Raw genomic sequence first — 15,290 nt, 5'->3', positions numbered from 1 at the left:
ATCGAAAAAATGGTCAAAACCGATCCACAGTTGGAGAGCTGCGATGAATCGGTTTATAATAGAATTTGAAGACCGCTTGAAAAAGCATCTGTAAAAATGGTAATTACACAGAATTATTTACAGGGTCTTTCTCCCTGGCGCAATTTTTGCCTGTTAGCGTTTTTCTTGGTGAGAGACAAAAATCAATTCATCGGTATTAAAACCAATGGCCTTAGATTGTGTTATAAATTTGTCGATAACTTTCTGAGCAACGGTTGGGGTACGAGAGAGTAGCCATAAGTAGGATAAATCTGGCCCCGAAACAAACGCGTATTGATACCCTTCATGGTCTAACTCAAAAATAACGTAGGCGCCATAAAAAGGACCAAAGAAGGAGACTTTCAGGTATCCTTGATCTGTTTTTTCAACAAAATAGGCTTTACCTTCAGCTTCTTTCCATGCATTTTTTTCGCTCGAGTAACCGCTATTAATTACCCTCACTCCGCCATCTTCTCGCATTGAGTATTCGGCACTGACGTTTGTTAAACCTCTTTCAAATGAGTGGTCTAAACGTGCAACTTCGTACCATTTCCCTAAATATTTATGGACATCAAATTGTTGCACGGGGGTTACTTTTTCTGGCATGCCGACACAGCCAGTTAATATTATTGACGTGCATAGTGATAAGATTAATTTCATCATGAATTTTTACTCTCTTATTATGAATATGTTAGCTGTCTTTTTAAAATCACCATGCCAGTACCACATTTGTGACACATTTTGTTACCGGGCGATATAGTATGAGAGTTGAACTTACTCACCCCCCCCAAAAAAAATGATGGTTTAGGGCTTACTGAGTGCGCTTGGTTATACTTCACCCAAAGCATCTTAGTCAAAAAACATTAACTTATTTATCGCTCTTATATCCTACTCATTTAGCCTCATTATCAATGCCGATTTATTCGTCTTTATTTTCAACCTTTTTTGAAATTTTAACTCATTATTTATTATTAATGGTGATCCAAGGGTCAATTTGTGGCGTATGTATTGAATATACGTAGTTCATCAGGTACAAGGAATGCATAATGATTAAATTGATCCCTAAATCGATGGGTAACGTATTGAATAGCCATAGCATAAAGTTGTTAGATGAAGAACAGCAAGCAATAAATGATCGCTTAGATAGAGTCGCAAAGTCACAGGATAGGGTTGCATTTTCAGAACTATTTAAATTCTTCGCACCCAAAATACGTAGTCATGGTCTGAATAAGTTCAGACAGGAAGTGATGGCAATGGAATTGGTGCAAGAAACCATGATGTTAGTGTGGCGAAAAGCTGTGCAGTTTGATGCTAGCAAAGGCAAGGCAAGTACTTGGATTTATACCATAATGCGTAATTACAGCTTTGATATGCTGCGTAAAATACAAAGTAATAAAGAAGATTTAATGAGTGAAGACTTATGGACAACAATTGATGTTGAAGAGGAAGGTGATGATCAAGATCATCTGCAGTCCAGAAATATTTTGTCCTTCATTGATGAGTTGCCCGCTTTACAAAAAGAAGTCGTTCAAGAAATTTATATCAATGACAAAACGCAGCAAGAGTTAGCCGACCAATTATCTGTTCCATTGGGTACTATAAAGTCTCGGTTAAGACTAGCGATGGCCAAATTGCGACAGATGATGGAGGAAAAATCATGATTAAATTTCATCCGAGCCAACACATGTTAAAGGTTTTTAGCGCTGGTGACTTACCACTTTCGTTATCACTGGCGATGAGTGCGCATATTGAGTTATGTCCAGATTGTGCTGCTCAAGCCGAGCGCTTTGAAGCGTTGCTATCGGAAGATATTTGGCAAGAACACGATGTAGAAAATGCAGATTTTGGTGATATGTTACAGGCGATTATGGCCAAGCCACTTGAAACACAAATAAAGCCAACAGTCCCCGCCAAAGTAATGACTCACATTGCGGGCAAAGATTACCTGCTACCAACAGCCTTTAGGCAGTTTAAAGAGTTAAAATGGTCCGGATTTGGCGCAATCAGCAGAGCTCGAGTGATTAGTGATGAACAGAATGTACGCGCTAGCTTATTGCATATTGGCAAAAATGGGCGAATTCCTGAGCATCATCACAAAGGTTATGAGCTGACATTGTTATTATCAGGTTGTTTTAGTGATGAAACAGGTACTTATCATAAAGGTGATTTTATCTGGATAGATGGCGATAAAAGCCATAGCCCCTATACTGAAGAGGGATGTTTGTGTTATGCCGTACAGGATGCGCCGTTGCATTTTGTACGTGGCATGAGCAAGGTGTTAAATCCTTTAGGAAATTTAATTTATTAACGTGTAATACGTTGATATCAAAAAGGTAAACTATATGCAGAAAGCACCACATAACGGTATTAAAGTAGGTATCAGTAGTTGTTTATTGGGCGCAAAAGTTCGCTACGACGGCGGACATAAACAAAGTCGATATTGTCAGAACGTGCTCGTTAAGTATTTTGATTTTCAGCCTTTATGTCCAGAAATGGCGATAGGTTTAGGGACACCACGAAAAACAATACGTCTTGTAAAAGATGACGATGTGATTCGTGTTGTCGCCAGCGATGGTAGCTTTGATGTTACCGATGATATGAATAAGTACTCGCGTGAGACCAGTGCAACTTTACACCACTTAAGTGGTTATATTTTGTGTGCTAAATCACCCAGTTGTGGCATGGAACGCGTTACTCTTTATAAAGCGGGTACCAACAATGGTCAGCGAGATGGTGTTGGTGTTTTTGCCGCACAGCTAATGAAAGATCATCCGTTATTACCGATCGAAGAAGAGGGGCGATTAAACGATACCTTACTACGTGATAACTTTATCACTCGCGTTTTTGCTTACCACCAGTGGAAATGCTTAGTAGAAGATGGCTTAAACTTGGCGAAGATGATTAGTTTTCATGCCCAGCATAAGTATTTATTGATGGCGCACAACCCCGCTTTATATTACAAACTGGGGCCGATGCTAAGTGGAAATAGTGGTCACCAAATCGAACAGGTTGCCGATGAATATGTCGCTTTATTTATGCAGGTATTGTCAACATTACCTACGCGTAAGAGCCACAGTAATACCATGTCGCACTTACAAGGGTACTTTAAGAGTCATTTGAACAGTGAACAACGTGTTGATTTAGCGCATAACATTGATAAATATAGACAAGGTTTATTGCCCTTAATGGCACCATTAACCTTGATTAACCACTATTTAGCTTTGTATCCAGACCCTTATTTGGTGCAGCAAGTGTACCTTCACCCGCACCCAGATGAATTGAAATTACGTTATAGTCACTAGGCATAATGTTAGTGGCTAACAGGAATAAACATGCAAATAGTTTGGTTTCGTAAAGATTTACGCATCCATGATAATCCCGCTCTAACCCAAGCCTGCCAAAAAGGCCCCGTGACAGCGGTTTATTTTGTTACCCCCGCGCAATGGCAACAACATGATGTTGCCCCTATCCAAATAGACTTTATTGAAAAAAGCCTTAATCAATTAGCACATTCGTTGTCCTCTCTCGGGATTGAACTGGTTGTGCAAACGGTTGATCTTTTTGCTGATGTGCCAAAAGCGTTGGCTATTTTATGTAAAACGCTGAACGCTTCTAGCGTATTAGCAAACAGTGAAGTGGAAGTCGATGAGATAAACCGTGATATTAGAGTGCAGCAAAAAGTGCAGTCGCTGGGTATCGATTTCAAACTTTTTCAAGCAGATTGCATTCTTAATCCTGGCCAAGTTTTAACCCAGCAAGGCACGATGTTTAAGGTGTTTACTCCTTTTAAAATTAACTGGTTGAGGCAAGTTCAAGGCGTTAATTTAACACCCTATTGCAAACCTGACATACAACCGACCGTGCAGCAAAAAAGAATAACTGTCGCTAAGATCACAATCAATTTGCTAAAAAAAGACAGCAGTGCGTGGGTGGCTTCAGAAAAGGCTGCACAGGCCCATTTAGTTGAATTTTTAGATCTGCACGTTGAGTCTTATCATATACACAGAGATTTTCCCGCCAAGCCTGCAACGTCTATGTTATCTCCCTATTTAGCGTTAGGTTTAATCACTTCAAAGCAATGCTTAGATGCTTTGTTGCATCGTTACCCTGATGCATTAGAAAATGCAAAAAATGGACCTTCTACTTGGGTTAATGAGCTTGTCTGGCGTGAGTTTTACCGTCACATCATGGTGCTTAATCCACATTTAGGAAAAGGCAGTAATTATAATCAACTGGGTAACCACATCGCGTGGCAAAATAACCCTAAATTATTTAACGCTTGGTGTGAGGGTAAAACAGGTTATCCGTTAGTGGATGCTGCGATGCAGCAACTATTGCAAACTGGTTGGATGCATAATCGCTTGCGCATGGTCTGTGCGAGTTTTTTAACGAAACATTTGTTAATTGATTGGCGTTGGGGGGAAACCTTTTTTAAACAACACCTGATCGATGGCGATCTCGCTTCAAATAATGGCGGGTGGCAGTGGGCTGCTAGCACGGGTTGCGATGCTCAGCCCTATTTTAGAATATTTAACCCCATCATTCAGAGCCAAAAATTTGATCCAAATGGTCAGTTCATCAGTATATATAACCAAGCGTTAGCACATTTAAGCGATAAACAGATTCACTTTCCAGTAAACCCTGTTGTTGAACATAAATTAGCGCGATTAACCGCGTTAGATGTATTTTCAGTACTTAAAAGGGGATGAATGATGAATTCACCAGTATTAGCAAACTTTTGTCGCATTTACCAAAGCTTAAGCCGCGATAACCTGCATCAACTTAAAGCAGTTTACAGTCAGCATGTGGAGTTTGTTGATGCAGTTGAAAAAATACAGGGTATTGATGCACTTACTGCATACTTTGAACATCTCTATGAGAATATGAAATATTGTCGTTTTATCATTGATAATATGGTTGAGCAAAATGGCCAAGCATGTCTCATCTGGCGTATGGAGTATGCTCATCATAAAATAAATTCAGGGAAAATGATCAGCGTTGATGGATGCTCCTTTGTTAAATTTTCCGATAAAATAGATTTTCATCGTGACTATGTTGATATGGGGCAAATGCTCTATGAACACCTCCCTGTTATCGGCAGGGTTATTAAAGGGATTAAAAGTAAGGTGAAAGCATGATTATTTCTGATCTTCAACAGCAACAAAAAACGTTGCTGCTAACGGGGGCAACCTCTGGGATAGGTGAAGCCTTGTGTACGCAATATATTGCCCTTGGTTGGAAAGTTATTGCTTGCGGCCGAAACCCTGAAAAATTAGCGTCATTAGCCAGCAACGACAACATTTGCACCTTACAATTAGACTTAAACGACGCACAACAAGTGGCGCTCTCTTTTGACTCAGTTCCTGCGTTAGATTTAGTTATTTTAAATGCAGGTAGCTGTGAATACATTGATGATGCCAAGCAATTTGATGGGCAGCTGTTCGCTAGGGTGATTAATACAAACTTAATTTCCATTGGCTACTGCCTACAAGCCTTATTACCAAAAATAGCGGCCGGTGGTCAACTCGCGTTAGTGGGTTCGAGTGCAAGCTTTTTGCCTTTTTCTCGTGCGCAGGCCTACGGTGCAAGTAAAGCGGGCATTGCTTATCTAGCCAGTAGTTTAGCTATCGACCTGAAAAAATCAGATGTCGGAGTGAGTCTAATTAGGCCTGGGTTTGTGAAAACCCCACTGACTGATAAAAATGATTTTAATATGCCCATGCTTCTTTCCAGTGAGCAGGCTGCTACCTATATTGTAAAGGGGTTGAGTAAACGACAATTCGATATCCATTTCCCGAAGAAATTTACTCTGATATTAAAATTCATTGCCTTTTTACCTGATAGCTTATGGCGTTGGTTTAGTGTGAGGACATTACAAAAATGACACAACTCAGTAATATTAATCTTAATAATAAGAAGAAAATCGCCATTGTTGGGAGTGGTATATCAGGATTAACCTGTGCTTATCTACTCAATAAAGAACATGATATCAGCGTGTTCGAGAGCGGAGATTATATCGGCGGGCATACGGCCACCAAGGAAGTTAAATTTGCCGATCAAATGTGGCAAATCGACACTGGTTTTATTGTTTTTAATGATCGCACTTACCCTAACTTTGAAAAGTTGCTGGCGCAAATTGGTGTTGACCGATTGCCGACAGAAATGAGCTTTAGCGTGAGTAATCAAGATAGTGGCCTTGAATACAGCGGCAGTGGTTTGAACGGCCTGTTTGCACAGCGCTCAAACATATTCAATATCAAATTTTTAAATCTAATTAAAGAAATTTTACGTTTTAATAAGCTATGCAAAAAGTTGTGGGCAGCCAAACAAGTTGCAGGCAACGAAAACTTGGGGGATTTTTTAAAACAACATAAATTTAGTGAGTATTTTGCTGCTCATTATATTTTACCTATGGGGGCTGCTATTTGGTCGGCTAGCCTGATTGAGATGAAAGCTTTTCCTTTATATTTTTTCATTCGTTTCTTTTATAATCATGGTTTGCTAAGTATTTTTAATCGCCCACAATGGTACGTTATCCCCGGTGGTTCAAAACAGTATATTACCCCCTTAGTTAGCAGTTTCAGTAATAAAATTCATTTAAATTCCTCTGTTACTGCTGTTAAACGTCTACCAGAGGGGATTGAACTGCAAGTTAATAATGGACAATGGCAACGCTTTGATGAGGTTGTTTTAGCCTGCCACAGCGACCAAGCGCAGGAGATGTTAGTTGATATAACAGAACAGGAAAAAAGTGTCTTAGGGGGGCTTAAATATCAACAAAATGAAGTGGTGATGCATCATGATCAAAGCTTACTGCCTAGTAAAAAAGGGGCATGGGCAGCTTGGAACTATCATTTAAACAGTGATAATTTTCGACCTGCTGCGCTTACCTACAACATGAATATATTGCAACGCCTACCTGATTCTGCTCCGACGTTCTGCATCACGTTAAATCAAACTGCATTAATTGATCCACAAAAAATATTAGCGGTTTATCATTATGATCACCCTATATTTAATGCGCGCAGTTTAGACTCGCAGCAAAAGCGGACTCATATTTGTGGTCACAATCACACCCATTTTGCAGGCGCTTATTGGTATAACGGCTTTCATGAAGATGGCGTGGTGAGTGCCCTAGATGTGTGTAAACGGTTTGGGATAACATTATGAGAGCATTAGACGTTAGTAGCTTAAAATCAGGTATTTATAAAGGTTGGGTTGCGCATCGTCGTTTTAGTCCTAAGCAGCACAGTTTTAAATATGCGATGTTTTTAGTGGCGATTGATTTAGATGAATTGGCAGAGCTTACTCAGTTAGGTCCTTGGTTTAAAAGCAATAAATTTGCACCATTGAGCCTCAAATGCACTGACTACCTTGATCACCAATCACAACTATGCAAACAAGATGTTTGGCAAAAAATACAAAGCTTAGGCGCTAAAGAGGAACCCGATAGAGTTGTTTTTATTGGCCAATTACGTTGTTTTGGCCTCTACTTTAGTCCCATTAATCTATATTACTGTTTTGACAAAAACGATCAGCTGATCTGTTTGTTAGCGGAAGTGAGTAATACGCCTTGGAACGAACGCCACTACTATTTGATTGCGCTTAACGAGGTAGATGAAAATAATAATCCCCAAAAACTGATCTCTGAAAAGGTTTTCCACGTATCACCTTTCATGGACTTAAATATGCAATATCAATGGGTAATAAAGAAACCGGCTGAACAGTTGAAGTTACACATTCAAAATTTGCATTTAACGTCAGGTGAAAAGCTATTTGACGCCAGCTTAAATATGCAACGAATGAACTTTACTAACGCAAATTTAAGACGTTGTATTACCGCCATTCCAATCATGACATTAAAGACGTTGTGGGGGATTTACTGGCAAGCGATGAAGCTATTTATAAAAGGAGTGCCCTTTGTGGCACACGCTAAAAAATAAAAGGGAATAACATGTCACTAGATAATGTGCAAGTTGTAGAGGCATCACAGAGTGTTAACCTGTTTGATAAAACAGCCAAGAAAATCCTTATTAAATTACTCAGTCATCTTAAGCAGAGCCAACTAACTATAGTCGATTTGGAAGAAACTATTTCGCTTGGAGAAAATAGTGCGCCGCTAAAAGCGGTTGTACATATTACAAACCCTAAAACATACAAGCGTATTTTATTAGGTGGCTCGATTGCAGCGGGTGAATCCTATATCGATGGCTGGTGGACAAGTCCGGACTTAACCAAAGTGATTCAAGTGCTAGGACGTGAACAGGGCGTTCTTGATGGTTTAGAAAAGTCTTTTACTAAAGCATTGTCTTTACCTAAATGGATATACCATAAAGCACGTAAAAACACTAAAGAGGGTTCAAAGAAGAACATTCTTGCGCACTATGATTTGGGCAACGACATGTACAAAACTTTTTTAGACAAGGAGATGATGTACTCCAGTGCCATTTACCCACATCAAGATGCGACGTTAGATGAAGCACAGTTGCATAAATTAAAAACTATCTGTGAGCGTTTAGAGCTTAAACCCGGAGAAACACTATTAGAAATCGGCTCTGGGTGGGGCGCTTTAGCCATTTATGCGGCACAACATTATGGCGTGTATGTAACCACCACGACGATTTCAGATGCACAATTTGCTTATGCAAAAGCACGTGTAGACGCGTTGGGCTTAAACGATAAAATCACTTTGTTAAGCAAAGATTACCGTGAGCTTGAAGGGCAATACGACAAATTAGTCTCAATTGAGATGATTGAAGCGGTAGGGCATGAGTACCTAGGAAGTTTTTTTGAAACCTGTAATAAGCACCTTAAGCCTGAGGGGAAAATGCTTATTCAAGCGATCACTATTTCAGACCAGCGTTATCATCAATATCGTAAGGGTGTTGATTTTATCCAACGTTATATCTTCCCCGGTGGCTGTTTACCCTCTATCAATATCATGGCCGATAATGTCACCAACAAAACCGATATGGTGATCACCGGATTGCATGATATTGGCCAAGACTACGCAAAAACGTTAAAGCACTGGTTTGAACGTTTCGATACACAGCTGAGTGATATTAAAAAGATGGGGTATGGTGATGATTTCATCCGTTTATGGCAGTTCTATTTATGTTACTGCGAAGGTGCTTTTTTAGAACGCACCATCAGTACCGTTCACCTTATTGCAGCTAAGCCAGGTTACAGAAATGACTAACCCTCTGGTCAACATCAGTCCGCGTATTTTTTTGTTGTTTAATTTTATAAGCTTCCAATCTGCTTGGCTGGTTGCGGTCAAATTACAGCAACAAGGACTGTTGATACTGATTGCTATATTGGTTATGCATTTTCTAGTGGCTCAGCAACGGCAGCGTGATTGGATGACTCTGATTGTTATTACCGTTATCGGTTCGCTAGTTGACTTGATGGCTGCTTATGCGGGACTGTTTGTTTATAAAGAGGGTAATCTCCTACCACTGTGGCTACTTCTGTTGTGGGCTAATTTTGCATTAACCTTCCATTACAGTATGGGATGGTTGGTACGATGCCCGCTTTTTATACAAGCTATTTTAGGTGGGGCTTTTGGCAGTTTAAGTTACTTTGCTGCTCATAAATTGGGTGCTGTTGACTACCCTGCGGGTATTCCTCTTACTATTATCTCATTAGTAGTGATCTGGTCTTTGGCCTTACCCGTATATGTATTTATAGCACGTACAATACGAGGTAGATATCATGAGAGTAAAACTCAGAGCTTATCCGACAGAGAGAACTCTTACTAAAATAACGACCATCAAAACCCTACAAATTACAATTTTAGTTTTCGCTTTACTGTTTAGTTTATCAAGCAATGCAACATTGCCTAATAAACTGCAAAAAGTGGGACAAGGTACTATGTCTTGGTTTCTTTTAGACATTTATGATGCATCATTATTTACAGACAGTGGGTCTTATCAAGCAAATATGTACCCGCAAGTTTTGACCATCACTTACCTAAAAAACATTAGCAAACAACGATTGATCAAGGCAACTAAAGATCAATGGCTACTACAAGATTTTGAAGCTAGTAAAGTGAGACAATGGTTGCTGCGCCTAGAACAGGTTTGGCCGGATATAAAAAGTGGCGATAGTTTAACTTTTTATGTGAACGAGAATAAAAATGGTTATTTCTATCATAATCAAAATCTATTAGGTGGGATTGATAACGAAGATTTTTCAGATGCATTTTTAGCTATTTGGTTATCGGAAAAAACCTCCCAACCTCAATTACGCCGCGAATTATTGGGCTTGTAAAATCAGCTTCGCCTTGTGAAATTATTATAGGATCGCAAAATGAAATACTTAACAAAAACGATTAAACCATTATTATTATTGTTTACCCTATACCTTGTCAGCGCCTGCAGTAGCCCAAACATAAGTGACTATAGCCAGACCTCCCCTGATTTTGATGTATTGAGTTTCTTCAATGGTGAATTAGAAGCAAAAGGAGTGGTCATTGATCGCAGTGGTTTGGTGACCAGACGATTCAGTGTGAAAATGCTTGGTAGCCTTGCGGAAGATGAGTTGACATTGGAAGAGTGGTTTGTCTTTGATGATGGAGAACAAACACAACGAACTTGGATTATTAGCAAAAATGGCGATGCGACTTACAGTGGTCGCGCTGGCGATATAATGGGTACTGCGCGAGGTGAAAGTAACGGCATGGCACTGCATTGGGATTACGAAATGGACCTTCAGGTCGATGAGAATATTTACCGCGTGGTATTTGATGATTGGTTATATCGTATCGATGAAGAGAATGTGATTAATCGTAGTGTGATTAAAAAGTGGGGTTTTAAAGTGGGCGAGGTGATTCTGTCGATACGAAAAATATAGACAATAAAGAGTGTGTGATAGATCGGTCTTTACTTCGTTTAAGTTAACACCATGAGTATAGTGATGGGCAACATAACAATAATGATTGGGAGGAAAGAATCAATAATCTACAAATTATTAAAGCATATCACCAGAAAACCAAGCATCATGGCAATCATTATGCTCGCTCTTTGGGGTATATGGACTGGGGCAACCAGCCTTTGCCTTATCGTTTGTATGATGGTGCAGAAAAAATTAAATTGCCATTTATGCAGGGTAATAAGCGGCTTGAGGTAGATAAGCAACCTGATGATATTAATCTCAACGCTATCGCTGCCATGTTAGAGCTGAGTTTAGGTCTATCTGCGTGGAAGCAATACGGTGACTCAGAGTGGGCATTACGCATTAATCCTTCTAGCGGTAATTTACACCCCACGGAGTGTTATTTATTACTCCCTGAATTAGATCAACAAAGCGCCTGTGGTGCGCATTACAACCCGTATATTCATAGTTTAGAAAAGCGCGCAGCGTTTCCCTCTGAGCACCTCAAATGGTTTAATAACTCATCAGGTTTCGCTCTAATATTAACCAGTATTGCTTGGCGTGAGAGTTGGAAATATGGAGAGCGAGCGTTCCGCTATTGCCAGCATGATTTAGGCCATGCTTTAGCCGCACTAGCCTTCGCTTGTAACCTAAATGGATGGAAAATACAGTTATTAGATGAGGTTGTCCCAGAGCAGCTTGGAAAGCTCTTGGATTTAAAACAATTAGCAGGTGAAACTGAGTACGTCGATTGTATATGTTGGGTAAGTACTATAGATATTCAAGCTGAGCAAGTGATTCAATGGCTTAATCAGTTACCTCTGCTGAAAAGTCCATATCAACCTAATCAACTCAGTAGTGAATATCAAGATTGGCCAATTATCAATCAGGTTTGGCAAGCAAGTCAAGCTCAAAGCGTTAAACATCGCGCTGCCGAGAATAATAAACAAGCAGCGCAACTAGTATTTTCTAATGCCTTCAGTAGCGAAAAAATTATTCGCCAACGACGGAGTGCACAAAGCTTTGACCGTCGCTTAAGTCAATGCGATTTTAATGGCTTCTTACAAACTCTACAGCAAACGTTGCCGAGCAATAGCAGTCCTTTTTCCCTTTTCTGTCATCCAACTCATGTACACCTCGTTATTTTTGTACACGCTGTAAAGGGGTTAGCATCGGGATTGTATTTTTGGTTACGTCAGCCGAGCCATTTAAAAGACTTAAAAAAACAAATGCACAGTGACTTTGAATGGTTGCAAGTGCAAGATAAAGAGCCTTTATACTGCTTAAAAAAAGGTGATTTCCGAGCAACCTCAGAAACGATTAGTTGTAATCAAAATATCGCTAGTGACAGTGCATATTCACTGGCCATGCTAGCGCAATTTGCAGATCTGCTAACGGCCGATCCGAGTAATTATCCTAGGTTATATTGGGAAACCGGTTTGATTGGGCAAGTGCTCTATTTACAGGCTGAAGAAAGGGGGCTGCGTGGTACAGGGATTGGTTGTTTTTTTGATGATCAAATGCACCAATTGCTGGGTTTGACTAATGATAAATGGCAAGATTTGTATCATTTTACCGTGGGTTACCCGATAGAGGATAAACGCTTACAAACAAAACCTGCTTATTTTTATTTACAACAATAGCGAACAGATAAACGCACTATTAAAATATAAACTGCCAGGCCGACAAGCGTTCAATAATTCTTGAATCAATAAATTAAGGATACTATTTTAACAAGGCTATACACGATCCATTAGTTTTACTGATGCTGGGGCACAGCGTTAACTTTTAATTTTATTTAAAATATCCCCTTTGGCTAAATTTATAGTAGAGTTTGCCTATTGATTATTACTACTGAGATTAATCCATGTACTGGTTATGTTTATCCTTTTCAGAGCTTTCAAGCAAGCAACTTTACGAATTAATAAAACTACGTATAGATGTCTTTATGGTAGAGCAAAACTGCCTTTATCCGGAATTAGATGATAAAGACCACGCCTCTGGCGTTCGACATTTACTCGGTTACCAGCAAAATAACCTTGTCGCATACGCACGCTTATTGCCACCCGGCATTTCCTACCAACAAGTCAGTATTGGGCGTATAGTTACAGCTAAAAAAAGCCGACAAAACGGCTGTGGTAAAGCGCTATTAACAACCGTCTTACAACAATGTCAGCAGTTATGGCCAGCGCAAGACATTAAAATTGGCGCACAGTGCTATTTGATCGATTTTTATCAGAGCTTTGGTTTTGAAAGGGTCTCAAATGATTATATGGAAGACGGTATCGCACACCTAGATATGTTGTTAATGAAATGAGCGTAAGTAGCCATCAAGAGGAAACGGTCTCTATTTTGAATTTTAATAAAGCACATAAAAGCCTAAAGACAAAATAAAATGCTAAAGAAGATAGCGCTAAAATTTATAGAGTTGGGTGCATTCCCAATCAACATCAATCTTGATTTGGGGAGCGGATAAATCTCCAACTTATTAATTGCGCTAATAAAATTCCGAGCACCATACCCGCCAAATTTGCAGACATATCAAGCCAATCAGCAGTCCGAGAAACAAAAGGCTGCAGCAATTCTATGGCACCGCTAAAACAGAGAAACAAGAAACCAATTAATAACCAATATTTGGGCTTATGCAATGCAGCCGGAAACATTAACAGAGCATAGGCGATAATGTGATGGGATTTATCCCCGCCTGGTACCGCAGGCAAATGACTCATAGGATTGAGCGAAAGCAGAGCAATTACTACTAGAGCGAAAATGCTACAGGCAAGCCAATAATTGCAGACCTTTGTTAATAAAGTCGTCATATAATCTTTCCGTTAAAATTTTATGGTATGTCTAAATAGATTATTTAATTAATGGAATAATTACAAAAATTTCTGTCATCAGTTAGTTACTGTTCCTATAACGTTATCAATATATCACTTATTTTCAACTAAAAATCTCCCATTGATAATGTTTCTTTATTATAGGCAAATCAATTATTACTTGAACTTGTATGATTCTGGAACAACAACAATCCCACTTTCTGATATTTTGAAGTGTTTGCTATCTTCAACTGCATCAATACCAATTTTTGTTCCCGAAGGAATCTTAACATGCTTGTCGATAATACAGTTCTTCAGTTGGCAGTTTTCGCCTACCTCAACGGAATCGAAGAGTATGCTGCCAGTAACCGTAGCGCCATCGTTGACTCTGACATTTGATGAGATCACCGAGTTTCGTACTGTACCACCAGATATGATAACGCCACTAGAAATAAGTGAATTTATAAAAACGCCTTCATTACCTGTTGCCGAAGAAGTGGTTCTTGCCGGCGGAAGTTGTGGCTCGTAGGTTCTGATCGCCCAGTTCTTCTGATATAAGTCGATAGGAGGTACTGGCTCTAAAAGATTCATATTCGCTTGATATAAAGAGTCGATTGTACCCACATCCCGCCAGTAAGCATCTTTACTGACGCGGCCTGAACTCTCACCAAATTTGTGTGAGTATACTTTCTTTTTATCAATCAGCTTAGGAATGATATCTTTGCCAAAATCATTGCTGGAAGTTGGATCTTGGGCATCTTTTTCTAATGCATCTATTAATGCATCTGTTGTGAAAATATAGATTCCCATTGAAGCGAGGCTCTTTTTCGAATCGTAAGGTAGCGCGGCTGGTTCCGTTGGTTTTTCTTCAAATTCGATGATTTTATTGTGCTCATCTACAGCCATCACACCAAAAGAAGTCGCTTCTTCAACGGGGACTTCCATACAAGCAACGGTTAAGTCAGCATCATTTTCCTTATGGTATTGCAACATAGGGGCATAATCCATGCGATAGATATGGTCACCAGAGAGCACAACAACATATTTTGCTTCGCTGCGTGATAATAGCCATAAGTTTTGATAAATGGCGTCTGCTGTGCCGCTATACCATTTTTCACCATTACGCATTTGTGGCGGAACAACGGTGATGTATTCACCTAACTCTGGGTTAAAGATTGACCATCCATCACGTAGATGTTTTTGCAATGAGTGAGACTTGTATTGAGTGAGTACAAGAATTCGCCTTAGACCGGAGTGCAGACAATTGGTTAAGGTGAAGTCAATAATTCGATATTTACCACCAAAAGGAACTGCCGGTTTTGCTCTATTATCGGTCAGAGGGGATAGGCGTGAGCCCATCCCTCCCGCGAGTACCAACGTCAATGTCTCTTGCATTTTTATTCTCCCTTGATTCTATGTATTAAAGTATTTTCGGGTGCATATGTAAAGTAGCGTGAGCTTACGGCAGCGTAGCTCAACTTCCATTTTTTGTTCTGATTTAATACGGGTAACTCATCCATCAGGACTTAATTATGTCAAATCCAGAGCAACTTAGTAGCGTTATTACTGCATTTGAGC

At 39.7% G+C, this 15,290-nt stretch carries 17 protein-coding genes; 14 read left to right on the top strand and 3 right to left on the bottom strand.

Annotation, left to right across the window (positions count from 1 at the left end; all coding sequences use genetic code 11):
* Positions 1–153 precede the first annotated feature (153 nt).
* Positions 154–678, bottom strand: coding sequence for a lipocalin family protein (locus KSO91_RS12660; RefSeq protein ID WP_238743363.1), 525 nt, complete (start codon positions 676–678; stop codon positions 154–156).
* 386 nt (positions 679–1,064) lie between these two features.
* Between KSO91_RS12660 and KSO91_RS12655 the strand changes: the two genes are divergently transcribed.
* From KSO91_RS12655 to KSO91_RS12590, 14 genes are all read left to right on the top strand, one after another.
* On the top strand, positions 1,065–1,679 hold the full coding sequence (locus KSO91_RS12655) for a sigma-70 family RNA polymerase sigma factor (protein ID WP_238743362.1): 615 nt from the start codon (positions 1,065–1,067) through the stop codon (positions 1,677–1,679).
* On the top strand, positions 1,676–2,326 hold the full coding sequence (locus tag KSO91_RS12650) for a ChrR family anti-sigma-E factor (RefSeq protein WP_238743361.1): 651 nt from the start codon (positions 1,676–1,678) through the stop codon (positions 2,324–2,326). The genes KSO91_RS12655 and KSO91_RS12650 overlap by 4 nt, the downstream gene beginning before the upstream one ends.
* 34 nt (positions 2,327–2,360) lie before the next feature.
* Positions 2,361–3,320 carry a YbgA family protein gene (locus KSO91_RS12645; protein ID WP_238743360.1) on the top strand — a complete coding sequence of 320 codons (960 nt, stop codon included), beginning with the start codon at positions 2,361–2,363 and terminating at the stop codon, positions 3,318–3,320.
* A 30-nt stretch (positions 3,321–3,350) separates the two neighbouring features.
* Complete coding sequence (phrB, locus tag KSO91_RS12640) at positions 3,351–4,727, top strand: deoxyribodipyrimidine photo-lyase (protein ID WP_238743359.1); 1,377 nt, start codon at positions 3,351–3,353, stop codon at positions 4,725–4,727.
* Complete coding sequence (locus tag KSO91_RS12635; RefSeq protein ID WP_238743358.1) at positions 4,728–5,156, top strand: nuclear transport factor 2 family protein; 429 nt, start codon at positions 4,728–4,730, stop codon at positions 5,154–5,156.
* Complete coding sequence (locus KSO91_RS12630; RefSeq protein ID WP_238743357.1) at positions 5,153–5,902, top strand: SDR family NAD(P)-dependent oxidoreductase; 750 nt, start codon at positions 5,153–5,155, stop codon at positions 5,900–5,902. The genes KSO91_RS12635 and KSO91_RS12630 overlap by 4 nt, the downstream gene beginning before the upstream one ends.
* Positions 5,899–7,188 (top strand): NAD(P)/FAD-dependent oxidoreductase, encoded by a 1,290-nt coding sequence (locus KSO91_RS12625; RefSeq protein WP_238743356.1) that lies wholly within the window; start codon positions 5,899–5,901, stop codon positions 7,186–7,188. The genes KSO91_RS12630 and KSO91_RS12625 overlap by 4 nt, the downstream gene beginning before the upstream one ends.
* Entirely contained in the window at positions 7,185–7,961 is a 777-nt protein-coding gene (locus tag KSO91_RS12620; RefSeq protein ID WP_238743355.1) for a DUF1365 domain-containing protein, read from the top strand. Before KSO91_RS12625 ends, KSO91_RS12620 begins: the two co-directional genes overlap by 4 nt.
* A gap of 11 nt (positions 7,962–7,972) precedes the next feature.
* On the top strand, positions 7,973–9,217 hold the full coding sequence (locus KSO91_RS12615; RefSeq protein WP_238743354.1) for an SAM-dependent methyltransferase: 1,245 nt from the start codon (positions 7,973–7,975) through the stop codon (positions 9,215–9,217).
* Entirely contained in the window at positions 9,210–9,779 is a 570-nt protein-coding gene (locus tag KSO91_RS12610; protein WP_238743353.1) for a DUF2878 domain-containing protein, read from the top strand. Before KSO91_RS12615 ends, KSO91_RS12610 begins: the two co-directional genes overlap by 8 nt.
* Positions 9,733–10,290, top strand: a complete 558-nt coding sequence (locus KSO91_RS12605; protein ID WP_238743352.1) for a chalcone isomerase family protein — start codon at positions 9,733–9,735, stop codon at positions 10,288–10,290. The genes KSO91_RS12610 and KSO91_RS12605 overlap by 47 nt, the downstream gene beginning before the upstream one ends.
* 39 nt (positions 10,291–10,329) lie before the next feature.
* Positions 10,330–10,872 (top strand): DUF3833 domain-containing protein, encoded by a 543-nt coding sequence (locus tag KSO91_RS12600; RefSeq protein WP_238743351.1) that lies wholly within the window; start codon positions 10,330–10,332, stop codon positions 10,870–10,872.
* Between the two features lie 179 nt (positions 10,873–11,051).
* On the top strand, positions 11,052–12,536 hold the full coding sequence (locus tag KSO91_RS12595) for a SagB/ThcOx family dehydrogenase (protein WP_238743350.1): 1,485 nt from the start codon (positions 11,052–11,054) through the stop codon (positions 12,534–12,536).
* Positions 12,537–12,760: 224 nt separating this feature from the next.
* The gene (locus KSO91_RS12590; protein WP_238743349.1) at positions 12,761–13,210 is read left to right on the top strand and encodes a GNAT family N-acetyltransferase; all 450 of its coding nucleotides are present in this window, start codon (positions 12,761–12,763) and stop codon (positions 13,208–13,210) included.
* A gap of 133 nt (positions 13,211–13,343) precedes the next feature.
* On the opposite strand, the gene KSO91_RS12585 is transcribed toward KSO91_RS12590, so the two are convergent.
* The gene (locus tag KSO91_RS12585; protein WP_238743348.1) at positions 13,344–13,712 is read right to left on the bottom strand and encodes a VanZ family protein; all 369 of its coding nucleotides are present in this window, start codon (positions 13,710–13,712) and stop codon (positions 13,344–13,346) included.
* Between the two features lie 177 nt (positions 13,713–13,889).
* Positions 13,890–15,107, bottom strand: coding sequence for a glucose-1-phosphate adenylyltransferase (gene glgC / locus KSO91_RS12580; RefSeq protein ID WP_238743347.1), 1,218 nt, complete (start codon positions 15,105–15,107; stop codon positions 13,890–13,892).
* Positions 15,108–15,290: the final 183 nt, after the last annotated feature.

The organism is Psychromonas antarctica (assembly GCF_022267535.1).
Lineage (GTDB): Bacteria > Pseudomonadota > Gammaproteobacteria > Enterobacterales > Psychromonadaceae > Psychromonas > Psychromonas antarctica.
The sequence above is the reverse complement of the archived record's forward strand: the minus strand, read 5'-3'. Positions and strand labels throughout refer to the sequence as shown.